Source organism: Delftia sp. PX-1 (assembly GCF_055797465.1).
The window spans coordinates 993819-1018777 of the sequence record NZ_CP184763.1 but is presented as its reverse complement, the minus strand read 5'-3'; the positions used below and the strand labels follow the sequence as shown (position 1 = coordinate 1018777).

Here is a 24959-nt window from a genome sequence, read left to right as displayed (position 1 = left end):
TTCAGGCCAGCGCCACGGCCTCGATTTCCACCTTCAACCCGAAATGCAGCGCCCCGGTGGGCACCACGGCGCGCGCGGGCCGGTGTGCGCCGGCCCAGTCGGCATAGAGGCGGTCGAAGGCCGGCCAGTGCGCCATGTCGTCCAGGTACACGCGCACCTGCAGCAGGCGGGGCACGCCGCTGCCGGCCAGCTCCAGCGCCGCCGCCAGATTGGCCAGCGCCTGGCGCGCCTGGTCCTCAAAGCTGGCGTCCACCAGGCGCGTGCCGTCGGGCCGTATGGGCAGCTGCCCTGACACGAAGACCAGCCCCTGGCCCGTGGCCGTGTGGCTGTAGTGGCCGCCCGGCGCAGGCAGGTTCGGCGATGCATGGCGCAGATCGATCCCGTTTTCACCAGCCATGGAGCCGCTCCCAGGTTTGCACCGAGCCATCTGCCCCCAGCGCCTGGTAGGCCGGGAACTGCGCGCCCGTGGCGCAGGCATGGTTGGGCAGGATGCGCAGCCGCGTGCCCAGGGGAAAGCGGGCCGCGATGTCGGCCTCTATCGCGCCATCAGCGCGCGCCAGGATGCCGTGCTCCTGGTTGGCGCCGGTCAGCACGAAGCCCGGCATCACCTCGCCATGCAGGTCGCAGACCTGGCCGTAGCCGAAGTCCTGCCGCTGTTTCGCCGTGCCCCGGTCGCGGCTCATGGCCATCCAGCCTGCGTCCACGATGGCCCAGCCCTTGTCGGCCTGGTGGCCGATCACGGTGGCCAGCACCGACAGCGCCACGTCCTCGGCCGTGCACACGCCGATGTTGCGCATCACCAGGTCGAAGAACACATAGACGCCTGCGCGCACCTCGGTCACGCCGTCCAGCCGGCATGCCGCCAGCGCGGTGGGCGTGGAGCCCACGCTGACCACGGGGCACGGCAGGCCGGCCGCGCGCAGGGCTTCGGCGGCCTGCACGCAGCCGGCGCGCTCGCGCTCGGCCAGCGCCTGCAGCGCCTCGGGCGTGTCCAGCTCGTAGCTGGAGCCGGCATGCGTGAGCACGCCGCCCAGGCGCATGCCGCCGTCGTGCAGCGTGCGGCCAATGGCCAGCAGCAGCGGCGCATCTTCGGCGCCCACGCCGGAGCGGTGGCCGTCGGTGTCGATCTCTATCCATACCTCGAAGGCCTCGCCCTGTTCGCGGCCGAACGCGGCAATGGCCTGGGCCGCCGCCACGCTGTCCACGATGAGCTTGAGATCGCAGCCGCGCCGGCGCAGTTGCAGGGCCTGCGGCAGGCGGTGCGGCGCCATGCTGACTGCATAGAGGATGTCGGTGGTGCCAGCGGCAAAGAACTGCTCGGCCTCCTTCAGGGTGGAGACCGTGATGCCCGAGGCCCCGGCCGCGCGCTGCGCGGCGGCCACGGGCACGCTCTTGCTGGTCTTCACATGGGGGCGCAGGCGCACGCCCTGCGCGTCCATGCGCTGCTGCATGCGGTGGATGTTGCGCTGCATGCGTGCGAGGTCGATCACGGCAGCGGGCGTGTCCAGGGTCAGAAGTGTGTCTTGCATGGTGTTTCTCTCTCCATCGTCAATCCAGGTATTGGCCTTTGGCCTTGAGGGCAGGCACGTCGTTGCGCAGTCCCTGTTCGATCAAGGCGGAGACCGTGGCCGGCACGGCCTGCTCGGGCGACGGCAGCTCCACCCCCAGCGCAGCCATCTGTGCGCGCAGGCCCGCATCGCCCATGGCGTGCTGCAGCGACCGCGTCAGCCGCGCGAGCACCGCCGGCGGCGTGCCGCGTGGTGCGAAGATCGCGTTCCATGAGCGCGCCTGCAGGGGGTGGCCTGCCTCGGCGCTGGCCGCCGTGCCCGGCAGCTGAGCCAGGCGCTGTGTTCCCAGCACCGCAATCGCCTTGATGCGGCCGCCCGCGATCTGCGGCAGCGCCGTCGTCGTCTGGTCGCACATGAAATCGGTCTGTCCGCCCATGAGATCGTTCATGGCAGGCGCGATCCCGCGATAGGGAACATGGGTGGGGCTTTGGCCCAGCGCCGACAGCAGCAGCACGCACCCATAGTGCGATATCGAGCCCACGCCGGCGCTGCCATAGGAGGCTGCGGCCTGGTTGCGCTTGAGCCACTCGGCGAACTGGCGCAGGTCGGAGGCCGGCAGATTGGCACGCGCCAGCAGCAGCATGGGCGCCGCGCCCGCAGGTCCCACTGGGGCGAAGTCGGCCACGGGGTCATAGGGCAGCTTGCGGTACAAGGCCACATTGACCACATGCGTGCCTATGCCGCCAAAGGACAGGGTGTAGCCGTCGGCGGCAGCCTTGCGCGCCTGGTTCAGGCCGATGGTTCCATTGGCGCCACCCAGGTTCTCGATCACCAGGGGTTGGCCCAGATGCTCCCCCATCTTCTGAGCCACGGCACGGGCCAGCGCATCGCTGGGGCCTCCCGGGGGAAACGGCACGACCAGCGTGACCGGCCTGGCCGGAAAGGCAGCGCCGGCCTGCGCCAGGGCTCCCTGGCTCCACGCCATGGCACAGACGATGGACAGGACCGGGAATGCGGACACAAGGGACAACGGCAGGGCTGGACGCAGCTGCATGGCAGGCTCCTCACAAGGGTGGACAGGAAAGGACGGCGGGCACAGCACCGGCTGCACCCTCGGGGTTCAGCCCTGCTGCGGGGAAAAGTCCCTGAGCCAGGGCAGTGCCGGCGCCAGCGTGGGTGCTTCGGCCTCGGCCTGCGGCGCGCCCGTGGGCCGCGACAGGCCCACGCGGTTGTGCCAGAAGGTACGCAGGCCCACGGCCGAGGTGCCGAACAGGTCATAGCCCGATCCGGCCACGAAGGCGGCCTGGCCCGCAGGCAGCCCCAGCCGGTCCAGCGCCAGCTGGTAGGGCCGGGGGTCGGGCTTGTAGAAGCCTGCTGCTTCCGAGGTCACCACCACATCCCAATCCACGCCCAGCAGCGCGGCGGCACGTTGACCCAGGCGCTCGGAGCAATTGGTCACCACGGCCAGGCGGCAGTGCGGGCGCAGGGCGGCCAGCAGCTCGCGTGCGCCATCCCAGGGCTGCAGCTGCTCCCATTGCGCCTCCAGCCTGTCGGCCACCGCCTCGGGCAGGCCCCGGTTGCGGGCCGCCGTGCGCACCAGGTCCTCATAGGGCTGGTAGGCGCCGCAGCCATAGGTCAGGCGCAGGTATTCGGCGCGCCAGTCGCGCCCGGCAGCCTCGCTGCCGGCGGCCGCATTCCAGACGGTCCAGGAGTCCAGCAAGGCGGTCAGCAGGTCGAAGAGCACGGCCCGGGGCCATGCGGCAGAGGTGGGGTATGGGGTGTTCATGCCTTGGCACTGTACGGACCAAGACCATGGTCGTGGTTAAATCCGCCGTCATCAATCGTTAAGGCAAATTGAATGATTGCCATCGAAGACCTGCAGCTTGCCGCCGCCTTGCTACGCGAAAGCTCGCTGAGCGCGGCGGCCCGTGCGCTTGACGTGACACCGCCTGCACTGTCCATGCGCCTGCGCCGACTGGAGGCCGAACTGGGCCTGTCCCTGGCCAACCGCAGCGCGCGGCGCCTGGCGCTGACACCCGAGGGCGAGCGCTTTGCCCGCGAGGCCGTGCGGCTGCTGGGCCAGATCGAGGAGCTGCGCGACTCGCTGCACGGCGATGCCCGCCAGCTGGGCGGCACGCTGCGCTTGGCCGCGCCCTTTGGCTACGGGCGCAGCCGGCTGGCCCCGGCCCTGGTGCCCTTCACGCGCCAGCACCCGCAACTGAAACTGCAGCTGGACCTGCGCGAAACGCCTTTCCCCGACCGCCACGATGCCGATGCCGTGGTCCACATCGGCACGGTGCGCGACTCCTCCTGGGTGGCGCGCGAGCTGGCTGCCAACGACCGCTGGCTGTGCGCCAGCCCCGACTACCTGCGCCGCCATGGCACGCCCGCCACGCCGCGCGAATTGCTGGAGCACGCCTGCATCTGCATCCGCGAGAACGAGGAGGATGTGACGCTGTGGCACCTGCGCCCCGCCGCCAGCCGGCGTGCCGTGGACGGCCAGACCCTGCGTGTGACGCCGTCCTATGTGACCAACGATGGCGGCGTGGCCCGCCACTGGGCCGAACAGGGCCTGGGCCTGGTGCTGCGTTCGCAATGGGACATGGCACCGGCCATTGCCGAGGGCCGGCTGGTGCGCGTGCTGCCCGACTGGCATTTCGGCAGCGCACCCGTCACCCTGCTGGTGCCCACGCGCAAGGGCCGCACGGCGCGCGTGCAGGCCCTGGTGACGTTTCTGGAGCAGTGCGCCGCAGCGGGCGCGCTGTAGTGCAGGTCAGGCCGTGCGCGCGGACGTATCACGGGCATCGCTGGCACCGTGGGTGCCCTGGCCGCGCTCGCGCAGCCAAAGCACCAGGCCGCAGACCATGACCACCAGCTGCGTGCCCACCAGCAGGCCGAAGCCGGCAACGAAACCGCCACCGGCCGAATGCGATGTCCAGCCGATGACGGCCCCCATGAGCGCGGGCATGAAGCCCGCCACCAGGGTCGCCGTGCCGTTGACGACGCCGTAGGCGCTGGCCACATGCTCGGGCCGCGCGCAGTACTGCACGGTGCTGGGAATGGCCGGGCTCATCAGGCCCCAGCAGAAGTTGGCGGCGATCAGGCAGTAGGCCGCCGCGTAGCGGTCTTCCATGTGGATGGCCAGCCATATGGCCAGCGCCAGGCCCAGGCTGCCGCCGACGAAGATCAGCGGCACCTGGCGGCGCGGCAGGCGGTCGATGACGATGCCGCCGACCAGCACGGCCAGCACCGTGGCGTACTGGGGCAGCGAGGCCAGCCAGCCCATCTCGCGCAGCGAAAAGCCGCGCGACTCCAGATAGGCCGGCAGCCAGTTGCTGCTGCCCCAGAGGTAGGAGAAGAAGGCCGCCGACAGCACGGCCACCAGCACCAGATAGCGCGTGTGCATGGCGCCGCGCACGATCTGCCCGACCTGGCCCACCGCCTCGCCCAGCGAGCGCGGGCGCGGCATGCCGGTGTCCACGCGGGGCATGCGGATGAAGGCCAGCACCAGCGGAATGCCGATGGCCACATTGATCAGGCCCAGCACGTGGAACGAGGTCTGCCAGTCATGGCCGGCCACCAGGTAGCCGATCAGCGGATAGCCCACCGCCAGCCCCAGTCCCGTGCCCATGTTCACGAAAGAGTTGGGCAAGCCGTTCTCGTGGCTCTGGAAATGCGCCTTGATGTAGCTGCCCGCCAGCGAGTACAGCGGTCCTTCGGAGATGCCCAGCAGGATGCGCGAGGCCAGCAGCAGGCCATAGCTGTTCATGGCCGGGGACAGAAAGGACACGGCGCCCCACAGCAGCAGGCCGACCACCAGGCTCCGGCGCACGCCGAAGAGCGCCGCGCAAAACGGCGTCAACACGAAGGAAGAAACGCCGTAGCCCACCATGAAGGCCGTGGCCAGCAGGCCCTGGCGCGTGCGGTCGTCGTGCGTCAGCCCGATGTGGTCCAGAAATCCCTGGTCGAGGATGAGGATCGAAAGGTTGATCCGGTCCACATAGGAGATGGCGACGATGATGAAGAGGCTGATCACCCCCCACCAGCGGGCCGCACGCATATCTTTCATGGCAAGTCTCTATCGCCCGATGGGCTGTATCAGAAGAAGTGGCGCACGCCCACCTCGAAGCCGGAGGAGCGGCCGCCCAGCGTGGTGCCCGGGGCCGACAGGCCCTGCACGCCGATGGACTTGGCCGCGCCGTCCTTGTTCTTGAGGAAGGCCACCGTGCCGTAGACCTGGGTGCGCTTGGACAGGTTGTGCCCGTAGCCCACGCTGATCTTGTTCCAGTCGGCATTGCTGCCGTCGGTGTTGTAGTGGCCGTAGGAGGCCTTGAACTCGCCCATGCCCACGGGCGCGGTCACGCCCAGCTGCAGGGCGGTGACCTTGAGGGCGCCGCGCTTTTCGCTGGCCCACAGCAGCATGGGCTTGGCCACGCCGAAGTCCCAGCTCAGGCCCACGTTGCTGGCCGTGAGGTTGGTCGCATCGCTGTCGCCATAGAACTTGCCCGTGGCCAGCGCGCCGTTGAAGGGGCCCTGGCGGTAGCCGAAGCGCAGGCCGCGGTAGTCGCCCTGGTTCTTGTTGGGCGCGCTGCGCGCCTGCTCGCCCATGGCCACCTGCACCTGGCCGTAGAAGCCGCCCAGGTTCTGCGGCAGGAAGTAGCTGACCGCGTTGCTGATCTGGATGGGCGCGCCGCCCGTGGCCGTGCCCGTGCCGGGAATGCCCAGCATGGTGAAGCCCATGGTGCCGCCCACGCCGTTGGTGAGGAAGGGGTCGAAGATCAGCGTGCTCAGGAAGGTGGCCGAGTCATCGCGGCCCAGGCGCACTTCGCCGAAGTCGCCCGACAGGCTCACGGTGGAGCGGCGGTTGAAGCTCAGGCCGCCACCGCTGGCCTTGCCCGAGCCGCTGTCCACGTCCATGCCCGCCTCCAGCCAGAAGCCAGCGCGCAGGCCGCCGCCCAGCTCTTCCGTGCCGCGAAAGCCGAGGCGGCTGATGTTGGCGCCGCCCGTGGACAGGCCGGTCTTGGACGGGCCGGAGCCGTTCAGGTGCGTGACGCCGACATCGACGACGCCGAAGATCTCGACCTTGGACTGCGCCGAAGCGGCACCGGGCAAGGACGCCAGGCAGGCTAGCGCCACGCCCAGCATGGGCGTATGGATGGTTTTCATGGGGTTGTCTCCTCTGGGGTGGTGACTTGGGGGGCTTGGGGGTGGTGGGTTGTTGCCGTGCAGGTCTGATTGCCTGCTCAGATATCGAGCACTAAACGTTCGCTCTTGCAGCCGGAAACGCAGACCATCATCACTTTGTTGCTGGCCTTTTCCTTGGGGCTGAGCACCGAGTCGCGGTGGTCCGGAATGCCTTCGAGCACGCGCGTCTCGCAGGAGCCGCAGACACCTTCGCAGCAGCTGTGGTCCATCTGGATGCCGGCATCCAGCAGGGTGTCGAGCAGCGACTTCTCGGGCGTGATCTCGATGAAGCGGCCGCTGCGCTTGAGCTCCACCGTGTAGTTGCTGCGCGCATCGTCGGCGGCCTTGACCTCCACGGGCGTGAAGCGCTCGATGTGGGCGTTGGCGTGGCCCAGCTCGGCGCAGAACTTCTCGAAGGCGTCCAGCATGGGCGTGGGGCCGCAGGCGTAGTGGTGCGTGCCCGCGTCGGGCTGGCGTTGGGCCAGCAGCGCGCGCAGGTCGGGCGGGCCGCCGGCCTCGCTGTCGAAGTGCAGGTGCAGCGGCATGCCCAGCGCCTGCAGCTCTTCCAGGAAGGCCGCGCCCTTGCGCTCGCGGGCGAAGTACAGCATCTCGAACGAGCGGCCCTGGCCCTTGAGGCGGCGTGCCATGCACAGCAGCGGCGTGATGCCGATGCCGCCGGCCACCAGCACGGTGTGCGCGGCGCTTTCGTCCAGCGCGAAATGGTTGCGCGGCTCGGAGATGGTGATGGGCATGCCCACGCGCAGCGACTCGTGCACGCAGCGCGAGCCGCCGCGGCTGGCGCGGTCGCGCAGCACGCCGACCACGTAGCGGTGGCGCTCCTCGCTGGGGTTGCTCAGCGAGTAGCTGCGCACCAGGCCGTTGGGCAGGTGCAGATCGATGTGCGAGCCCGGCGTGAAGGCGGGAAGCTCCCCGCCCGCCACGGGCCGCAGGTCCACGCTGATGGTGTCCTGGGCCTCGAAGCGCAGCGTGTGCACGAAGGCCTGGAGGTTGGTGCTCATGATGCGGCGCCTTCGTCGATCTGCTCCTGGGCCAGGCGGCGCAGGTGGCGGCGCAGGCGCACCAGGCCGATGTCGTGCTGGTAGAGGTTCTCGCGCTCGTTGGCGTCCAGCTCCATCTGCTCCATCATGATCCGGTCCTGCTCCAGCACGGCCCAGTGGCGCGCCTCCAGGCGGTTGCGGTACAGGAAGCGCCAGGTGTCGCGCATCCAGCCCTGCACCTTGCGGCAGCGCCAGAAGAACACGGAGCACAGGTCGGCGCTGATGGGCGTGACGCAGGCCACGATGGCGAAGTTGCCGCCGGGGCCGCCGGTCTTGGGATAGGGGATTTCCAGGCGCATCCAGTGCACGCCCGTGCTGCCCCACTCGGTCCAGTCGAAGTTCACGCCGCGCTGGCCCACCTTCTCGAAGACGAAGCCGTCATCGGTCTCGCGCACCTGGAACGTGGCCTTGCTGTCACCCTCGGCCATGGAGTGCGACTGCTTGTGCAGGAAGGTGCCGTGCATGGGGTCCATGACGTTGTCCAGCGCATAGCGGTAGTCGCTGCGCCACTCGGCATAGCACAGGAAGTTGGAGTACTCGGGCGAGGTCAGCTCCTCGGGCAGCGTGAACTCGGGCGCCTCTTCAACGGCCTTGTCGCTGTTGTAGAGAAAGATGGCGCCATGCGCCTCGCGCGCATGGAAGGCCAGCGCCGCGCGCGAGCCTTCGAGCTTGCAGCCGGGGCTGCCGGGCACCTTGGTCACGGTGCCGTCGCAGCGCACTTCCACGCCGTGGTAGGGGCAGGCCAGGCGGTCGCCCAGGATCACGCCCTGCGACAGCGGCGCGCCGCGGTGCGGGCAATGGTCTTCCAGCGCGTGGACCTGGCCGGCGGCATCGCGCCACAGCGCGATCTTGCGGCCGAAGCGGCGCACGGACACGGGCTGGGTCTTCACGAAGTCCGAGGGGCAGACCGCGTACCAGAGGTTCTTCAGGCCTTTGTTGAGCAGGCCGTCCACCGGATCGATGGTGATGGTTTGTACGTTCATGGGGCTCTCCAGTCCTGCTCGGTATCAATAGCCCAGCCGCGCCATCAGCGCCTGGAAGCTGTCTTCGGTCCAGGCCTCGCCGTTCTCGCCGGAGGGGCCGCTGCGGTTGAGGTAGGCCACCAGTTCGGGCAGGGTCTGCACGCCTTCGCCGAAGGCGCGTTCGATGGAATCGCCCAGCAGGTCTTCCATCAGGGTGGGGGCACGTTCGCGCGCCTGGTGCGGCTCGAGATAGCGATCAGCGGCCATGGTTCTCTCCTTCGAAAACTGTCTTGTGTGGGGGGTGCTCAATCAGCCCTGATATCCAGGTCTTTGATGAGCTTGCCGAAGCGATTGAAATCGGCGGCATTCGTCTTTTCCAGGCGCGCGGGCTCGCCGCCTGCGGGCAGCGCGCCGAAGGTGGCCATCTTGGAGACCACGTCGGGCATCTTCAGGATCTCGTTGAGGTGCGTGTTCAGCAGCTTCACGGTCTCGGGCGACATGCCCTTGGGGCCGAACAGGCCCTGCCATGCGGACACTTCCACATCCTTGACGCCCAGCTCGGCCAGGGTGGGCACATTGGGGGCCAGCGCGCTGCGCTGGCTGTCGGCCACGGCCAGGGCGGCGACCTTGCCGCCGACGTAGGGCGCGATCGGTCCCCAGGTCATGAAGGTCGTGGGCACATGGCCGCCGATCAGGTCGTTGACGGCAGGCGCCACGCCCTTGTAGGGGATGTGGGCGATGCGCGTGCCGGCGGCGCGGTTGAACATCTCGCCCAGGATGTGCATGGGCGAGCCGCTGCCGGGGCTGGCGTAGGTCAGGCCGTCGCGCTTGCCCTGGGCGATCAGGGTCTTCATGTCCTTGATGCCCGAGGCCTGGTTGGTGGCCACGAACATGGGCTGCACGCTGGTCTGCACGATGGGCGTGAAGCCGTGCAGCACGTCGTAGCTGGAGCCCGAGGCCGTCTTGAGCACGAACTGCGCGATGGCGAAGGTATTGGGCGCCAGCAGCAGCGTGTAGCCGTCCGGCGAGGCCTTGGCCACATGCACGCTGCCGATGGTGCCGCTGGCGCCGGGGCGGTTGTCCACCAGCACGGGCTGGCCCAGGCGCGTGGACAGCTTCTCGGCATACAGGCGCGCCATGGCATCGGTGTCGCCACCGGCCGGATAGGCCACGATGATGGTGATGGGCTTGGCCGGATAGGCCTGGGCCATCGCGGTGCCGGACAGCGTGGCTGCAGCCAGGAATGCAGCGGCAAGAGAAACCTGGCGACGTGTCTTGTTCATGGTGGGGGGCCGTGGGGTGGTTGGGTTGTGGGGGTAGGCCGTCAGGCGCGGTCTCAATGCCGCTTGTCGGTGATGAATTTCCCGTCGCTGGTACCCACGCCCTTTTGGCGCCGGGTGTTGCCGTCGATGCCGCCATCGATGGCCCATTCTGCAAACACCGTGGGGCCGGGCTCGAACTCGCGGGGCTGCCAGTCGGCGGTGAGCTGGTCCTCGTCGGCGTAGTACTCGACCAGGGCGCCGGCCGGATTGCGGAAGTACCAGAAATAGGCCGAGGACACGGGATGGCGGCCCGGGCCCAGCTGGGTGTCCCAGCCGCAGCGCGAGATGTGCATGCCGCCGCCGAAGACCTCGTGGATGTCGCGCACCGTGAAGGCCACGTGGTTCAGGCCCGCGTCCTTGGCGGGGCGCTGCAGCAGGAAGATGTCGTGGTGGCCGCCGTCGGGCGCGCAGCGCAGGAAGGCACCGCGCTCGGGGTAGCGGTCCGAGGCCGCGAAGCCGAAGTTGTCCACGTAGAAGCGCTCGCAGGCCTGCACGTCCTTGACGAAGAACACCACATGGCCGACCTCGATGGGCTGGGCGCGTTCGTAGGCCGGGCTGGCCTGGTTGACGCGGTCCTTGCGGTTCCAGGTGTTGTAGGCGGCGCCTTGCACATCCACATCACGCTTTTGCGTGACCTGCAGGCGCACGGACAGGCCGTTGGGGTCGGTGCAGCCTATGCGCCCCTGGCCCTGTGTGAAGCCCGGCAGCGCGGCAATGCGGCTGGCGTACAGCGCAAGGTCCGCCTCGCTTTCCACACCCCAGACCACCTCGCGCAGCGTGGGGCCGGCCTCGATGGCGGGCGGCAGATCGGGATGGTCCACGGCGGCCACGATCACGCGGCAGCCGTTGAGGGTCTCGAACACCAGCCGGTCGTCCGCTTCCTGCACCAGCGCCAGGCCCCAGTCCAGGAAGAAGCGGCGGCAGGTGGCCAGGTCGTCCGCGCCGTAGGTGATTTCGTCTATGCCCAGTACGCTCATGTCGATTCCCTTTCAGTTCGCCCAGGCCAAAGGCTGGTCGTTCAAGCCCCAGTACATGCTCTTTTGCTCCATGTACTGCTGTATGCCCAGCCGTCCCTTCTCGCGGCCCAGGCCGCTGTCGCGCCAGCCGCCGAAGGGCGTGGAGATGGAGAACTGCTTGTAGGTGTTGATCCAGACGGTGCCGGCCTGCACGGCGCGGCCAATGCGCCAGGCGCTCTTGTAGTCGCGCGTCCAGATGCCGGCGGCCAGCGCGTAGACGCTGTCGTTGGCCTGGGCGAGCAGGTCGTCCTCGTTGTCGAAGGGCATGGCCACGAGCACGGGGCCGAAGATTTCCTGCTGGCAGATCTGCCAGTCGTTCTTCACGCCGTCGATGATGGTGGGGCGGTAGTAGTAGCCGCGCTCGAACTGCGCGCCCTCGGGCCGCTGGCCGCCCGTGAGCAGCCGGCCGCCCTCGGACAGGCCCAGGGCCACATAGCTCTCTATGGATTCGCGGTGCTTGGCGGTGATCAGCGGCCCCATCTGCGTGCGCTCGTCGGCCGGGTCGCCCACCTGCAGCGCAGCGGCCTTGGCCGTCAGGCGCTGCATGAATTCGGCATGCAGGCTGCGCGCCACGAACAGGCGCGAGCCCGCGATGCACGACTCGCCCGAGGAGCTGAAGATGCCGTAGAGCACGCCGTTGACGGCATGGTCGATGTCGGCATCGGCCAGCACCATGGTGGCCGACTTGCCGCCCAGCTCCAGCGAGACCGGCATCATCTTGTCGGCCGCGATGTGGGCGATGTGCTTGCCCGTGGACGTGCCGCCCGTGAACGACACGCGCTTGACCAGCGGATGCTTGGTGATGGCGTCGCCGATCACCGAGCCCCGGCCCGGCAGCACGCTGACCAGGCCCTTGGGCACGCCGGCCTCTTCGCAGATCTTCGCCAGCTCCAGCGCCAGCAGCGGCGTGGCCTCGGCGGGCTTGACGACCACGGCGTTGCCGGCGGCCAGCGCGGGCGCCAGCTTTTGCGCCTCGCTGGCGATCGGCGAGTTCCACGGCGTGATGGCCGCCACCACGCCCATGGGCTCGTACACGCTCATGGTCATGAAGTCGCCGCGCGAGGGCGTGATGGTTTCCTCCATGGTCTCGCAGGCCGCTGCAAAGAACTGGAAGGTGGCGGCGGCGCTGGCCACCAGCATGCGTGTTTCCTTGATGGGCTTGCCGTTGTCCAGGCGCTGCAGCTGGGCCAGGGGCTCGGCGCGCTCGCGGATCAGCTGGGCCACGCGGTGCAGCACGGCCGCGCGCTCATGGGGCTTTTTCTGGGCCCAGCCGCTGGTGCGGAAGGCGTGGTCGGCCTTCTGGATGGCCTCTTCCACATCCTCCAGGCTGGGCGCGCGCAGGCGGCCCACCACTTCGCCGGTGGCGGGATAGAGCGTGGTGGATTCGCCACCGCCGCCCAGGCGCCATTCGCCGGCGATATTGATGGGGAGCAGTTCCAGGTTCGACATGGTGAGCCTCTCTCGTTCGTTCGAATCCAGCCGCCTCAGGCGGCCTTGGACGCCGTGCTGGTGGCCGGGATCTGGTCCAGCTTGTTCACGGGCGGGCCAGAGAACGTGGCCTTGAAATTGCCGATGGCACGCATGTCGATCTCCAGCAGGAAGGGGCCCTTCTTCGTCCAGGCCGACTGCAGCACCGCCGGCAGCTCTTTGAGGTCTTGCACGCGGGCATGGGGCAGCTGGATGGAGGCGCACAGCTGCGCGTAGTCGGGCGTGTGCAGCTCCACATAGCAGCGGCGGCCGCCGTAGGAGGCGTCCTGGATGTTCTGGATCACGCCGTAGCGCTGGTCGTTCATCAGCACGATCAGGGTGTCGCACTCTTCCTGCACCAGCGTGGCCAGCTCGCCCAGGTTCAGGATGAAGCCGCCATCGCCCGCCAGGCCCAGCGTCTTGCGGCCCGAGCCGCTGACCGCCGCGCCCACGGCCGCGCCGATGGCCATGGGCATGCCCATGCCGATGCCGCCGCCCGTGGCGTGCACACCCGCGTTGGGCTCGAAAAAGCGCAGCTCGCGGTTGCCCCAGGTGCTGTTGGAGACGGTCACGTCGCGCACCCAGTTGAAGTTGCGGCCCACGGCCTTTTGCAGCTCCTGCACCAGCACGCTGTACGGGCCCAGGCCGTCGCGCATGGTGGCCACGGCCTCGTCGTGCACCTGGCGCAGGTCGGCCAGCAGCTCGGGGTCGGCCTTGTAGCCGCGCGCCTCCAGCCGGTCGGCCAGGCCCGTAAGCGCCAGGGCCGAGTCGCCGCAGACAAAGCCGTCATCGGCATAGCAGCGGCCCTGCTGGGCGGCGTCCACATCGATGCGCAGCAGCGGGCGCGGCAGCTTCAGTTCGTACTTCAGCGTCTCGTTGCTGCGCAGGCGCGTGCCTACGGCCAGCATGGCGTCGCAGCGCTGGTAGAAGGCCTCCACGGGCTTTTGGATGTTGTAGGCGCCCAGCGAGGCCGGATCGTCCTCGGCCACGATGCCGCGGCCCTGGCCCGTGCTGACGATGCCGAAGCCCAGCGCCTTCAGGCGCTGCACGGCAGCGACTGCGTGGCGTGCGCCGCCACCCAGCCACAGCAGCGGGCGGCGTGCCTTGGCCAGCGTGTCGGCCAGCGCATCCAGCGATGCCTCGCTGGGAGCCAGCACGGCCACCGGCAGCGGCGACAGGTCGGCCGGCATGTCGATCACGGTCTGCTGGATGTCGATGGGAATCTCCACGCTCACCGGGCCGGTCGGCGCGGTCATGGCGGCCTGCACGGCGGCCTTCAGGGTGGACAGGCAGGTCTCGGCGCTGCGCACGCGGAACGCCGCCTTGGACACGGCGCCCAGCATGGTCAGCTGGTCGGGCGCCTCGTGGATGTACGACAGCTTCTGGTCCAGGTACTGCGTCTCGATCTGGCCCGTGATGTGCAGCAGCGGCGTGCCGGCCGTATAGGCCTCCACCAGGCTGCCCGCAATGTTGCCGGCGGCCGGGCCGGTGCTGGTGATGCACACGCCCAGGCTGGAGGTGGAACGCGCGCAGGCATCGGCCATGTTGCCGGCGCCGGCCTCGCCGCGCGCCATCACGAAGCGGACCCTGCCGCGCGCATGCATCGCGTCCAGGATGGGCATGTTGTGGATGGAGATCACCCCGAACGCGGCCTGCACGCCGCAGTGTTCGAGGAACTGGGCCACAACGGCGCCGACGGTGATTTTGGATGCGGAAGAAGTCATGTTCTGCTTTGAATCGGGTGAAGGGGCTGGAGCACTACGCTTGCCGTGCAAGACCACCGGAGACGTCGATGTGGCTGCCGGTCGTGTAGGAGGACAGGGGCGTGGCGAGATAGAAGATGGCGCGCGCGGCCTCGTCGGGCGAGCCCAGGCGGCCCAGCGGAATGGACTTCTTGCGGGCGAGGTCGGCGCTCCAGGCGTTCCAGTCCTGGCTGCGGTCCTCGCGCGCCTCGAAGCGGCGGCGCCACTGGCCGGACTCGATCAGGCCGACCAGGATGCCGTTGACGCGCACGCCCTTGGGCGCGAACTCGGTGGCCATGGAGCGCACCAGGTTCTTGAGGCCGGCGCGCGCGGCCGAGGTGGCCACCATGTGCGGCTCGGGCTGCGAGGCCAGCAGCGAATTGACGCAGACGATGGCCGGCTCAGCCGTGCGCTCGAGCTGCGGCAAAAAGGCGCGCGTGGGATGCAGCACCGAGAAGAACTTCAGGTGCAGCTCCTCGGTCCAGGCCGCATCGTCGGTGCTGGCAAACGTCGAGACCCGGCCCTGGCCCGCGTTGTTCACGAGGATGGAGGCCGGACCCAGCGCAGCCTCACTGTCACGCGCGAACTGCTGCACCTGGGCGGCGTCGAGCACGTCGCAGGCCTGGGCGAACAGGCGGGCCTCGGGATGGCGTCCGCGCAGCTGCTGCACAGCCTGCTCCAGGCGTTCGGCGCTGCGCCCGCACAGGGCGACACGCGCGCCCTGCGACAGCAGCAGATCGACCGTGGCCAGGCCAATGCCCGAAGAGCCGCCGGTGACGACGGCCGTGGTGTCCTTGAGTTGGGAATCAAACATGGCCGCCTCCTGCGCGCCGGGAATTGAGGGAAAGCAGCTGTGCCGTCTGCGTTTGCGGGCGGTAGTTCAGCAGCTCGGACAGCTCGGCCGCCGCGTCGCAGACGCCGGCGATCAGGGTCTCGGCACGGCCCTCCTCCACATGGGGCGCGGGGACCGTCGTGCCCAGCGCCGCCACCACGCGGCCGCTGTGGTCGCGCACGGGGGCGGCGATGGTGCAGATGGAGCTTTCGTAGAAGCCTTCGCTGAACACATGGCCGCGCTCGCGGTCGGCCTCGACCAGGTTGAACAGGTCCAGCACCGTGCGCGGCGTCTTGGGCGTGTGCGCTTCCAGGTGGTCCTCGGGGTAGAGCGCGCGCAGCTCGGGCAGGGACAGGTCGGCCAGCAGCACGCGGCCCAGGGCCGTGGCATGGGCGGGCAGGCGCGTGCCCACGCGCACCGAACTGGTCAGCGGCGTGGGCGGCGTGACCTTGGCCACATAGACGATGGAGCGGCCATCGCGCACCACGATGTTGCAGGGATAGCGGATCTCGCCGCACAGCCGCGCGATCACGGGCTGGCCCAGCTCGGTCAGGTCCATGGACGACAGGAACTCGAAGCCCAGGCGCAGCACGGACAGGCCCAGCCGGTAGTCATTGCTGCCCTCGGCACGCTGCAGAAAGCCCATGGCCTCCAGCGTGTTGAGCATGCGGAACACCGTGGCGCGCGGCAGCTGCAGGCGGCGGGCCAGCTCGGGCGCGCCCAGCGTGGCATTGCCGCGCCCGAACTCCTGCAGCAGGCGCAGGCCGCGCTCCAGCGCGGGCACCATGTACTTGTCGGCGCCGTTGTCCGCGCTCTCGGCGCTCTCGGCATTCCCGGAAGAGGGGGTGTCGGTCATGGCGAAACCCCTTCAATTCATGACGAAGCCGCCGTTGACGGGCAGCACCTGCCCCGTCACGAAGCGCGCGCCATCGGACAGCGCATAGGCCACGGCGCCCGACACATCCTCGGGCCGCTGCTCGCGCTGCAACGCGCGCTGGTCGATGTACAGGCGGTGGCGGTGCTCGGGCACGTATTCCGTGGCCTCCACCAGCACCAGGCCCGGCGCCACGGCGTTGATGGTGATGCCGTCGGCGCCCAGCTCGCGCGCCATGGAACGCGTCATGGCCATCACCGCGCCCTTGCTGGCCACATAGGCCATCAGGTTGGGGGCGCCCCACATCGCGGTGTCGGACGCCAGGTTGACGATGGCGCCCCGGCCGCTGTCGCGCAGCGCGGCGCGGCAGGCGCGCGTCATCAGCCACACGCCGCGCACGTTCACGTTCATCACCTGGTCCCACTTGTCCAGATCGATGTCGTCCATGCCCTTGCCGCCCGAATCGGTCACGGCCGCGTTGTTCACCAGGCCGTCCAGCCCGCCCAGCGCCTGCACGGCCTGCTGCGCGCAGCGCTCTATCGACTCCGGATTGCCGGCATCCAGCCCGAAGCCATGGGCCTCGAAGCCCTGCGCACGCAGCCGGGCCACGGACTCGGCCAGCAGCTCCTCGCGCAGATCGGCCATGGCGACGCGCGCGCCCTGCTCGCAAAAGGCCTTGGCGAACGCAAAGCCCAGGCCGCGCGCCGAGCCTGTGACGAGGATGCGGCGGCCGGCAAGCTGGCCTGTGGAGGGCGTGGTGTTCATGGCGTACCTCAATCGAAGGGGGTTTGTGTCTGTTTCAAATTTGAAATGACACTTTTTTCTTGAAACAAGCGTGAGTTTAGGACTGATGGTTCGGGGTGGGATTGGGGAAAACACGGAGACGTGTGGGAAATGAATGACAGAGGTGTGTCTGGGTGTGTTTTGGATGGGGGCTTTTTATGGCTTGTGAGGGCATGCCCGCCCTGCGGGCGAGAGCCGGGTTTCGGCCCGGCGGCCGACCGCAGCGAGCCGGATGACGAAGCAGTCCTGTCCTTCGGCAGGACTGCAACCCCGCAACCATCACGCCGCAGGCGCGTTCATACGGGGAGTGGGTGCGGGCCGTCGCTTCGCTCGGCCTGGGGTTTGAGGCGGGGTTGTGGAATGCCTCTATGATTTCGGTGGCCCCCTGTTCCGGGGCTGGTGCTTGAAAACACCATCAACACACAGCGGCAGAGCCTCCCCGAAAGAGAGGCCTCGTCACGTCTGAACACTTGGACAGTGGGCATCGCACCCGCACGTCCACACGGTTTTGGATGGGATGGGGCTACCCGCAAGGCTGCCCGCACGTCTGTGTGCGTGTTTTCAACATCCCATCCACCCTTTCTGCGCTTGAAAACGCAGGTCGGGTGTTTCCGTCTCGCACAGGAGTACGAAAACATGAACGATCAGCGCACCGCTCTTCCCACGCGCGCCAGCTTCGAGCAACTGGCTCGCACCATCACCGACACCAATGGATGGGTACAGGAAGGCTGCAACGAAATATGGGCCCTGGCCCAACTTGTGTTGGCCAGCCTCAATGCACCAGAAGACTTGCGACGTCCGCAAGCCATGGCTCACGCACTGCGCGCCATCCGCGACGGCGCTGAGTCACTGGCCGACTATGTGCAAGGCGAAGCCAGAAGCGTAGGTTGCGACCACACTCAAAGCCCATAGCCACGAGTGCGGCCACATCCGGCCGAGCGCAGCGAAGGGGTCGCGGGCATTCGGGTTGCCGTCTTTGACCTGACCTTTCTTGGCGCATCAAGATGGGCCATCGGCTGCCAGGCCAGGAACCAGGCATCGAAACCAAGCAATCGCAGTAGCAGGAATTCCCCTCGCGTCCAGCGTCAAGGCTTTGGCCTCCGATGACACACGGGCTACACGGTCATCAGTAAAGATACGCAGCAAAATAGTACTTTTTTAGATACACTTTTCCGATGGAAGAGCCCATTCTTTCCGTTGTCTTCTACCGGTCCGATGCCGGCAAGGAGCCCGTGCGTGACTGGCTTCTTGAACTTACGGTGGAAGACCGCAAAGCCATCGGCGCCGATATCAAGACCGTCCAATACAACTGGCCTCTGGGCATGCCCGTAGTACGCAAGATGGAGCCAGGACTGTGGGAGGTGCGGTGCAGCATTGGCGATGGCATCGCACGTGTCCTATTCACGGCCCAGAATGGAAAAATGGTTCTGCTGCATGGCTTCATCAAGAAGTCGGCCAAGACCCCCGCGCCGGATCTGACAACTGCCAGAAACCGGCTCAAGAAGCTGAGGAATACCCCATGAACAAACATCTAGGCAGCAATTTCGATGACTTCCTCGAAGAAGAAGGCCTGCTTGAGGAGGCCACAGCTATCGCAGTGAAGCGGGTGATTTCCTCGCAATTCGCACAGGCGATGAAAGCCCAGAAAGTCAGCAAGACCGAGATGGCGACACGCATGCGCACCAGCCGCATGGTGGTGAACCGCCTGCTGGACGAAAACGACACCGGCGTCACCCTGGCCACGTTGGCCCGCGCCAGCGTGGCGCTTGGCACGGCTTTGCACTTTGAACTGGACGATGCGACGGTTTTCCAGGCATCAGCGGCATAAAAGCACGACCGCTCAGCGCTGCGCCGACAGCCGCCGCAAAAACCCATCCACCACCCGCAACGCATACCGACTCGCCACCACCCTCACAAACTCCGCAAAGTCCACATGCGCACTGTCATCCGCCCGATCGGAAACCGTCCGCATGGCCGCAAACGGCACGCCATAGTCCAGGCAGGCCTGCGCCACGGCGGCGCCTTCCATCTCCACCGCCAGCACCTCATGCCCCGCAGCACGCAGGCCCTGCGCCAGGGCGCAAGAAGCGCCCGCCGTGCCCACGAACTGGTCACCGCTGGCAATCAGCCCCTGGTGCGCGCGCGGCGCCGTGGTGGCGTGGGCGGCGCGCAGGTCTTCGCCCGCCTCGGCAACGCAGGCCTGGGCAGCCGCCAGCAGCGCGGCGGTCATTTCAGGGTCGCAGGGCAGGCGCGTGCGTCCGTAGCCGGGCATTTCCCAGCGCGGGAAGATGGGCGAGGCGTCCAGGTCGTGCTGCAGGTATTCGTCGGCCACGACGACATCGCCCACGCGCACGCCTTCGCCCAGGCCGCCGGCGACGCCGGTGAAGGCGATGCGGCGCACGCCGAAGCGCTCGATCAGCGCCGTGGCCGTGGTGGCCGCCGCCACCTTGCCTATGCCCGACAGCGCGCAGACCACGTCATGCCCATGCAGGCGCCCGCGCCAGAACATGCGGCCGGCGTGGGCCGTGCCCTGGGCGTCGGACAGGGCATGGACCAGGCCTTCCTGTTCCTGCGGCAGGGCACTGAGGATGGCGATGGTCATGGTGGCTTCTCTTTCAACGTTTCAACGGCACAGGCAAAAAGCAAAGGCGGCCCGGGGGCCGCCTGCGGGGCGAAAGCGCCCATTGTGCCGCGAGCCTGTGCCCGGCGCGGCTCAGATGGCGATGGCCGTGGCCTGGTTGAGCACGGCGCGCACCACGCTGTAGACGGTGAGGGCCGAGGTCTTGGGGTTGGCCGCCAGCGGCTTGCCGCGCATGGTCAATTCCATGGATCCGAAGGCGCCGCGCGCGGCCACATGGTGCACGTTCTCGTCCACGCCCGGGTCGGCGTACAGGCGCACCGTGGTGCGGTCCAGGCCCATGCCGGCCAGCGACAGGGTGGCGGCCACGTTGGCGTTCTTGGGGTAGAGCTGGGCGGCCTCGCGTGCGCTGCCTTCGAAGATGCAGAAGGCTTCCTTGAGGCTGGCGAGGTCGCAGCGCTGTTCTGCGGGCGTGCCGGTCCAGGCCAGGGGCGGCTTGCGGCCGGTGTAGACCACTTCATCCAGGCCGCCGATGCGCGCAGCGGCCAGCGCATCCACGCCGCCGATGGCACCCGACAGCAATTGCACCTGGGTGCCTCCGGCCTCGGCCGCCGCCTGCACGGCCTCGGCCATGCCCGGGGCGCTGAGTGCGCCGATGGAGGCCACGACGGCAGGAATGCCGCGCCGCAGGGCGGGCAGCACATGTTCCTCGATGGCGGCATGGCCCGCGCACTCCACGATGAGGTCGGGCCGGTCTTCGGCCGCCAGCGAAGGCACGGCACGCGCCTGGGGCGCATGCAGGACCAGGGTGGCGCGCACGGCGTCGGTCACTTCCGGCACAAGCACCCAGCCCACCTGCACGGCGGCATGTCCCTTGAGCAGTTCGAGCACGCTGGCGCCAATCGCACCGCAGCCAATCACAGCAATCTTCATCGTCATATCTTTCTGGGAAGGAATGCGCTGGCGGCCGGTGTGCCCACCATCCGTTCAGCGCAGAAAACCGGGATGCTGGGTGCGCAGGTGGCCGGCCAGCTCATCGGCGGCGGCACGTACCTGCTCCACCCAGTCGGCCATGCGGCCGGGAGCGATTTCGGTGAAGGCCACGGCCATGCCCAGGCCCGCCACGATGCGCCCCTGCGCATCGCGCACGGGCGCGGCGATACTGGAGACGCCGGGCTCGTAGAAGCCCTCGCCCATGGCGTAGCCGCGTTCATGGTCCTGCTGCAGCAACTGCAGCAACTGCTCCACGCTGCGCGGCGTGCTTTCCGAGAACTGGGGCAGTTCGCTGCCGCCGAACAGGGCGCGCAGCTGGTCCGCGTCCATGTCCTGCAGCAGTGCCCGGCCCAGCACGGTGGCATGGGCCGGCAGCCGCGAGCCCACGCGCACGGCGCCCTGGAAGGCGCCGGCCGGCGCGATGCGCGCCACGTAGACCACCGAGGTGCCGTCCAGCAGCGCCAGGTTGGTGGTGAAGCCCAGCCGGTCGCACAGCGACTGCAGCACGGGCTCGGCCAGCTGGGCCAGCGGCTGGGTGGACAGGTAGTCGTAGCCCAGGCGCAGCACGGCCAGGCCCAGCCGGTATTCGGTGCCCGAGCGTTGCAGATACCCCATGCCCTCCAGCGTCGTCAGCATCCGGAACACCGTGGACCGGGGCAGCGCCAGGGTGCGCGCCAGGTCGGGCGCGCTCCACACGGGCTGCGAAGGCGTGAAGCAGGCCAGCAGGCGCAGGCCGCGCTCCAGCGCGGGAACGGTGTAGCGGTCGTTGTCGGTGGAGAGGGTTTCGGAGGTATCGCTCATCGCAATTCGGGCAGGTAGGCCATCAGGTCAGCAGGGTGGCCAGCCTCTGTGCGACATCCGCAGGTTGTTCGACGACAGAGGCATGGCCGGCTGCCGCAAGCGTAACGTACCGCGCCCCCAGTCTTGCGGCCCAGGCCGCGCAGGCAGCCGGCGGCGTGACCACGTCGTGCTCTCCCACCCAGACCTCGACCGGCATGGCAAGGCGCCCCGCCGCCTGCCCCAGGTCGCTGCCGCACAGCAGCTCCACGGCCTGGGCGTAGCCTGCGGCATGCAGGCGCGCCGTGTTCCAGCGCACCCATTGGCGCACGGGCTCGGGCGCGGCGGGCGAGACCAGGCGCTGGTCGATGGCAGCGGCCAGGCCTTCGATGCCTTTTTCCTGCAGAGCCGCAAGACGGCCCTGGCGTACCTTGGCCTGCTGCTCGCCCATGCCGGGTGCGCCATAGCCGCCAGCGGGGCTGATCAGCACCAGTTGCTGCACGCGCCCGGCACCGGCCTGCACCGCCCAGGGCGTGCCCATGAGCGCACCCAGCGAGTGGCCCACCAGCAGGCAGCGGCGCACGCCCAGCACCTGCAGCGACTGATCCAGCACGCGGGCGTAGTCGGCGCCCGTGGGCGCGGCGGGTGCCAGCGGCGTGGAGCGGCCATAGCCGGGCGCGTCCCAGGCCAGCACACGCGTGCGCGGCGCCAGCGCCAGGGCCACGTCCATCCAGGACGCGGCGCCCGAGCTGATGCCGTGCAGCATCACCACGGCAAAGTCCGAGGTCGTGTCGCCGGCCTCGCGCCAGGCGACCTGGGCGCCACCGGGCAGGGCGATGAGGTGTTCGGGGAACTGCGCCTGAAGGCGCTGCTCCATGCGTTGCAGCGTCTGCGCGGTCATGGCAGGCCCGCTACTCAACGTTTGATTTTTGCCAGGGGGTGTTCTGGGGGATAGGTGGGCGTGATGGGCTTCTTGGCACCCAGCATCACGCACATCAGCGCGTCTTCGTCGCCGATGTTGATTTCCTCGCGGTACACGCCGGGCGGCACGGAGACCACGTCGCGGTCGGTCAGGATGGTCTCGAAGCGCTGGCCGTCCTTCTCCAGCACGAGCTTGAGCTTGCCGCGGATCAGGAAGAAGACTTCCTCCACATCGGTATGCAGGTGCGATGGGCCTTCATTGCCGGCCGGGATGACCATGGTGGAGAAGGTGAAGTGCTCGGCCGGGATGGTGTTGCTGTCCGCAGCCACGCCCGTGCCGCCCGTGCCGATGTAGCGCATCTGGCCACGGCGGTACTTGGGATCGAAGTCGGCCTGGAACTTCAGCGCGTCGAAGTCGTACTTGCGCGTGGAAAACCGCGCCACGCGCGATTCCATCCATTGTTCGAAGCTGGAGCCTTCGGGCTGGTCCCAGGTGCGGGGCGTGTTCTGAGCGGATTCGGACATGTGTCTCTCCATCAACGTCGGTGGACATGGCGGGGAAGGTGCCATTTGTTTTATCCATGAATCACAGTTCATGGGGTAAAACAATTATAGGAAGATTGATCGCACGCAACAAGGGCCACATGCGCAGCGGCATGTGGCCCCTTTGCTGCCCGTCTGTTGAGGGAACAGCGATGGCCGTGCCTCAGGCAGCCATGCTGCGCCGCCCAGGCCGAAAGCCCGCATGGCTGGCCGGCCAGACCACGGACAGGCAGGCCAGTGCCAACACCGCCAGCGCCCAGGGCAAGGCGGAGGCACCCCGCCAGCCCAGCAGCAGTCCGCCGGCCACGCCGCCGCTCGCCACGGCCAGGTTGAAGACCGTCACCAGCATGGACTGGGCCACGTCGGCGCCCTCGCCCGCCGCATCGGCCAGCGCGGTCTGCAGCAGCGTGGGTGCGCCGCCAAAGCTCAGGCCCCAGGCCGCAACCCCGATCAGAACGGCCACGGCCGACTGCCCGGCCAGGCCCAGCACCAGCGCAGACACGGCGAACAAGGCCAGGCTCAGCACGGTGAGCGCGCGCAGCCAGCGGTCCACCAGCAGGCCCGTGAGCCAGATGCCGGCAATGGCCGCAAGGCCGAACAGCAGCAGCACCCCATCCACCCTTTGCCCCAGACCCGCCGAAGCCAGGAAGGGCGCGATGAAGGTGTAGAGCATGTTGTGGGCCAGCATCCAGCCGAACAGCGCCAGCAGCACGGGGCGCACGCCGGGCACGAGCAGGATGCGCGCCACGGGCTGGCGTTGGTGCGCCGTCTGCCCGGCGTAATCCGGCACACCCAGCCGCACCCAGGCCAGCAGCAGCAGGCATAGCGCCGACAGCGCCCAGAACACGCCGCGCCAGTCGAACAGGCTGCCCAGCCAGGCGCCCAGCGGCACGCCGGCCGCCAGGGCCAACGGCTGGCCCACGCCCGCCACGGCCAGTGCACGCCCCTGCAGATGCGGCGGCACCATGCGCCGCGCATAGCCGGCCACCAGCCCCCAGATCACGCCCGCAGCCATGCCTGCGGCAAAGCGCGCGGCCAGGGTCAGGCCGTAGTGGCCGGACAACGCGGTGAGGCTGTTGAACAGCAGCAGCCCGCCCACCGCCGCCATGAACAGCGGCCGGCGCCTGAGGCCGCGCGTGGCGGCCACGACGGGAATGGCGGCCAGTACCGAACCCAGCGCGTACAGCGTGACCATCTGGCCGGCCATGGCTTCGGACACTGCCAGTCCCGTGCCGATCTGGGGCAGCAGGCCGGCCGGCAGGGCCTCGGTCATGATGGCCAGAAAGCCTGCCATCGCCAGGGCCAGCAGCCTGCCCAGCGGCAGGCCCGTGTCGCCGGAGGTGTCCATGTGCTGGTTCATTGCCTTTTCCTTGCTGCGCATCTCAGGCACGGGAGGCTGGATGGGATGCCAGGTGGGATGCCGCCATGTCCTTGTCGCCATGCCCGGCGGCCAGCGCGCGTTCGAAGCGGCGCAGCCCGGCCTGGGCGCCATCCAGCAGCAGGCCTGCGCCGGCGGCGGCATCGGCTACCAGCTGCGCGTCCTTGACGGCATTGGCCACGGTGAAGCTGGCGTCGTAGCGGCCTGACAGCATGGCAGCGGCCTTGGCCTGGAAGAAGCCGCTGTCCATGGGCCCGCCCGTGACGGCATCGACCACCAGGGACGGTTCTATGTCCAGCCCCTTGGCCAGCGCCAGGCTTTCGGCCAGGCCATGCGTGAGTGCGAAGGCCCAGTGGTTGAGCGCCAGCTTGAGCCGGCTGGCGGCGCCTGCCTGCTGCGCAATCCACAGGCTGCGTTTGCCAATGGCATCGAACACCGGCTGCACCTGGCCGCGCTGCGCCAGCGGGCCTGCGGCCAGGATGACCAGCTGGCCCTGCTCGGCCGGCTGGCGCGTGCCCTGCACGGGGCAGTCGTAGAACACCAGGCCATGCCGATCGGCGAATTGCGCCAGCGGCGCGATGGCGTCCACACCCACCGTGCTCAGTTGCAGCCACAGTGTGCCCGGCTGCAATGCGGGCGCTGCGGCCTGCATGGCCTGCAGCACGGCCGGCCCGTCCTTGAGCACAGTGACGACGATGCGGGCGCCACGCACGGCGTCGGCCGCGTCGCCACAGGCCTGAACGCCGTCGGCCGCAAGGGCCTGGGCCTTGGCGGCCGTCCGGTTCCAGGCCCGGACGGTGAAGCCCTTGCGTTGCAGGTTGCGCGCGACGGGCGCACCGATCAGGCCCGTGCCGAGCACCGCAATGGTGGTTTGAAGGTTTGAATGCATGGGAACTCCAGGGTGATGAGAGAGTGAAACAGACAAGGAAAACTGAAATCCGGATTACTGGAACGATCATTCCAATTCAAGGAAAATAAAAACCCGCAACGGCACGACATGCGCGCGGCGGGTGGCGGGTGG

The 24959-nt window shown here is 68.6% G+C and carries 27 protein-coding genes; 4 read left to right on the top strand and 23 right to left on the bottom strand.

The window, feature by feature from the left end; all coding sequences use genetic code 11:
* Position 1: 1 nt before the first annotated feature.
* From ACN20X_RS04740 to ACN20X_RS04725, 4 genes are all read right to left on the bottom strand, one after another.
* Positions 2 to 397 (bottom strand): RidA family protein, encoded by a 396-nt coding sequence (locus ACN20X_RS04740; protein ID WP_252652317.1) that lies wholly within the window; start codon positions 395 to 397, stop codon positions 2 to 4.
* Positions 387 to 1529: a DSD1 family PLP-dependent enzyme gene (locus ACN20X_RS04735; protein WP_016452040.1), complete on the bottom strand. Its 1143-nt coding sequence runs from the start codon at positions 1527 to 1529 to the stop codon at positions 387 to 389. The genes ACN20X_RS04740 and ACN20X_RS04735 overlap by 11 nt, the downstream gene beginning before the upstream one ends.
* 19 nt (positions 1530 to 1548) lie before the next feature.
* Complete coding sequence (locus tag ACN20X_RS04730) at positions 1549 to 2562, bottom strand: tripartite tricarboxylate transporter substrate binding protein BugD (protein WP_012202902.1); 1014 nt, start codon at positions 2560 to 2562, stop codon at positions 1549 to 1551.
* A 66-nt stretch (positions 2563 to 2628) separates the two neighbouring features.
* Positions 2629 to 3294 carry an HAD family hydrolase gene (locus ACN20X_RS04725; RefSeq protein ID WP_034363438.1) on the bottom strand — a complete coding sequence of 222 codons (666 nt, stop codon included), beginning with the start codon at positions 3292 to 3294 and terminating at the stop codon, positions 2629 to 2631.
* A 72-nt stretch (positions 3295 to 3366) separates the two neighbouring features.
* On the opposite strand from ACN20X_RS04725, the gene ACN20X_RS04720 reads away from it, so the two are divergent.
* Positions 3367 to 4275 carry a LysR family transcriptional regulator gene (locus tag ACN20X_RS04720; RefSeq protein ID WP_034363435.1) on the top strand — a complete coding sequence of 303 codons (909 nt, stop codon included), beginning with the start codon at positions 3367 to 3369 and terminating at the stop codon, positions 4273 to 4275.
* A gap of 6 nt (positions 4276 to 4281) precedes the next feature.
* Here the strand turns inward: ACN20X_RS04720 and ACN20X_RS04715 are convergent, their stop codons facing one another.
* From ACN20X_RS04715 to ACN20X_RS04660, 12 genes are all read right to left on the bottom strand, one after another.
* Positions 4282 to 5577, bottom strand: coding sequence for an MFS transporter (locus ACN20X_RS04715; RefSeq protein ID WP_016449106.1), 1296 nt, complete (start codon positions 5575 to 5577; stop codon positions 4282 to 4284).
* A gap of 29 nt (positions 5578 to 5606) precedes the next feature.
* Positions 5607 to 6674, bottom strand: a complete 1068-nt coding sequence (locus ACN20X_RS04710) for a porin (RefSeq protein WP_013804504.1) — start codon at positions 6672 to 6674, stop codon at positions 5607 to 5609.
* Positions 6675 to 6751: 77 nt separating this feature from the next.
* Positions 6752 to 7711: a PDR/VanB family oxidoreductase gene (locus tag ACN20X_RS04705; RefSeq protein ID WP_016449105.1), complete on the bottom strand. Its 960-nt coding sequence runs from the start codon at positions 7709 to 7711 to the stop codon at positions 6752 to 6754.
* Positions 7708 to 8733, bottom strand: coding sequence for a Rieske 2Fe-2S domain-containing protein (locus tag ACN20X_RS04700; protein WP_473210328.1), 1026 nt, complete (start codon positions 8731 to 8733; stop codon positions 7708 to 7710). Before ACN20X_RS04700 ends, ACN20X_RS04705 begins: the two co-directional genes overlap by 4 nt.
* 24 nt (positions 8734 to 8757) lie before the next feature.
* On the bottom strand, positions 8758 to 8979 hold the full coding sequence (locus ACN20X_RS04695; protein WP_016452043.1) for a recombinase-like helix-turn-helix domain-containing protein: 222 nt from the start codon (positions 8977 to 8979) through the stop codon (positions 8758 to 8760).
* Between the two features lie 38 nt (positions 8980 to 9017).
* Positions 9018 to 9995: a Bug family tripartite tricarboxylate transporter substrate binding protein gene (locus ACN20X_RS04690; RefSeq protein WP_016449102.1), complete on the bottom strand. Its 978-nt coding sequence runs from the start codon at positions 9993 to 9995 to the stop codon at positions 9018 to 9020.
* A gap of 53 nt (positions 9996 to 10048) precedes the next feature.
* Positions 10049 to 11011, bottom strand: a complete 963-nt coding sequence (locus tag ACN20X_RS04685; protein ID WP_047217885.1) for a VOC family protein — start codon at positions 11009 to 11011, stop codon at positions 10049 to 10051.
* A gap of 12 nt (positions 11012 to 11023) precedes the next feature.
* Positions 11024 to 12499 carry an aldehyde dehydrogenase gene (locus ACN20X_RS04680; protein ID WP_047217884.1) on the bottom strand — a complete coding sequence of 492 codons (1476 nt, stop codon included), beginning with the start codon at positions 12497 to 12499 and terminating at the stop codon, positions 11024 to 11026.
* Positions 12500 to 12534: 35 nt separating this feature from the next.
* Complete coding sequence (locus ACN20X_RS04675; protein ID WP_047217883.1) at positions 12535 to 14241, bottom strand: thiamine pyrophosphate-binding protein; 1707 nt, start codon at positions 14239 to 14241, stop codon at positions 12535 to 12537.
* Between the two features lie 34 nt (positions 14242 to 14275).
* Positions 14276 to 15073 carry an SDR family oxidoreductase gene (locus tag ACN20X_RS04670; RefSeq protein ID WP_047217882.1) on the bottom strand — a complete coding sequence of 266 codons (798 nt, stop codon included), beginning with the start codon at positions 15071 to 15073 and terminating at the stop codon, positions 14276 to 14278.
* Complete coding sequence (locus ACN20X_RS04665) at positions 15066 to 15947, bottom strand: IclR family transcriptional regulator (protein ID WP_473210327.1); 882 nt, start codon at positions 15945 to 15947, stop codon at positions 15066 to 15068. The genes ACN20X_RS04670 and ACN20X_RS04665 overlap by 8 nt, the downstream gene beginning before the upstream one ends.
* Positions 15948 to 15959: 12 nt before the next feature.
* Complete coding sequence (locus tag ACN20X_RS04660) at positions 15960 to 16730, bottom strand: SDR family oxidoreductase (protein WP_012202888.1); 771 nt, start codon at positions 16728 to 16730, stop codon at positions 15960 to 15962.
* 654 nt (positions 16731 to 17384) lie between these two features.
* Between ACN20X_RS04660 and ACN20X_RS04655 the strand changes: the two genes are divergently transcribed.
* The 3 genes from ACN20X_RS04655 (at position 17385) to ACN20X_RS04645 (ending at position 18576) form a co-directional block, all read left to right on the top strand.
* Complete coding sequence (locus tag ACN20X_RS04655) at positions 17385 to 17660, top strand: hypothetical protein (RefSeq protein ID WP_012202887.1); 276 nt, start codon at positions 17385 to 17387, stop codon at positions 17658 to 17660.
* A 263-nt stretch (positions 17661 to 17923) separates the two neighbouring features.
* Positions 17924 to 18271 carry a type II toxin-antitoxin system RelE/ParE family toxin gene (locus ACN20X_RS04650; RefSeq protein WP_017406311.1) on the top strand — a complete coding sequence of 116 codons (348 nt, stop codon included), beginning with the start codon at positions 17924 to 17926 and terminating at the stop codon, positions 18269 to 18271.
* Positions 18268 to 18576, top strand: a complete 309-nt coding sequence (locus tag ACN20X_RS04645) for an XRE family transcriptional regulator (protein ID WP_016452050.1) — start codon at positions 18268 to 18270, stop codon at positions 18574 to 18576. The genes ACN20X_RS04650 and ACN20X_RS04645 overlap by 4 nt, the downstream gene beginning before the upstream one ends.
* Positions 18577 to 18588: 12 nt before the next feature.
* Here the strand turns inward: ACN20X_RS04645 and ACN20X_RS04640 are convergent, their stop codons facing one another.
* The 7 genes from ACN20X_RS04640 to ACN20X_RS04610 form a co-directional block, all read right to left on the bottom strand.
* Positions 18589 to 19350 carry a 5'-methylthioadenosine/adenosylhomocysteine nucleosidase gene (locus ACN20X_RS04640; protein ID WP_016452051.1) on the bottom strand — a complete coding sequence of 254 codons (762 nt, stop codon included), beginning with the start codon at positions 19348 to 19350 and terminating at the stop codon, positions 18589 to 18591.
* Between the two features lie 111 nt (positions 19351 to 19461).
* On the bottom strand, positions 19462 to 20259 hold the full coding sequence (locus ACN20X_RS04635) for an aspartate dehydrogenase (protein ID WP_047217880.1): 798 nt from the start codon (positions 20257 to 20259) through the stop codon (positions 19462 to 19464).
* 54 nt (positions 20260 to 20313) lie between these two features.
* Positions 20314 to 21120 (bottom strand): IclR family transcriptional regulator, encoded by an 807-nt coding sequence (locus ACN20X_RS04630; RefSeq protein ID WP_126311145.1) that lies wholly within the window; start codon positions 21118 to 21120, stop codon positions 20314 to 20316.
* A 22-nt stretch (positions 21121 to 21142) separates the two neighbouring features.
* Positions 21143 to 21997, bottom strand: a complete 855-nt coding sequence (locus ACN20X_RS04625) for an alpha/beta fold hydrolase (protein ID WP_473210326.1) — start codon at positions 21995 to 21997, stop codon at positions 21143 to 21145.
* Between the two features lie 14 nt (positions 21998 to 22011).
* On the bottom strand, positions 22012 to 22542 hold the full coding sequence (locus tag ACN20X_RS04620; protein ID WP_016449821.1) for a cupin domain-containing protein: 531 nt from the start codon (positions 22540 to 22542) through the stop codon (positions 22012 to 22014).
* Positions 22543 to 22723: 181 nt separating this feature from the next.
* Positions 22724 to 23920: an MFS transporter gene (locus ACN20X_RS04615; RefSeq protein WP_473210325.1), complete on the bottom strand. Its 1197-nt coding sequence runs from the start codon at positions 23918 to 23920 to the stop codon at positions 22724 to 22726.
* A 22-nt stretch (positions 23921 to 23942) separates the two neighbouring features.
* The gene (locus ACN20X_RS04610) at positions 23943 to 24827 is read right to left on the bottom strand and encodes an NAD(P)-dependent oxidoreductase (protein ID WP_473210324.1); all 885 of its coding nucleotides are present in this window, start codon (positions 24825 to 24827) and stop codon (positions 23943 to 23945) included.
* Positions 24828 to 24959: the final 132 nt, after the last annotated feature.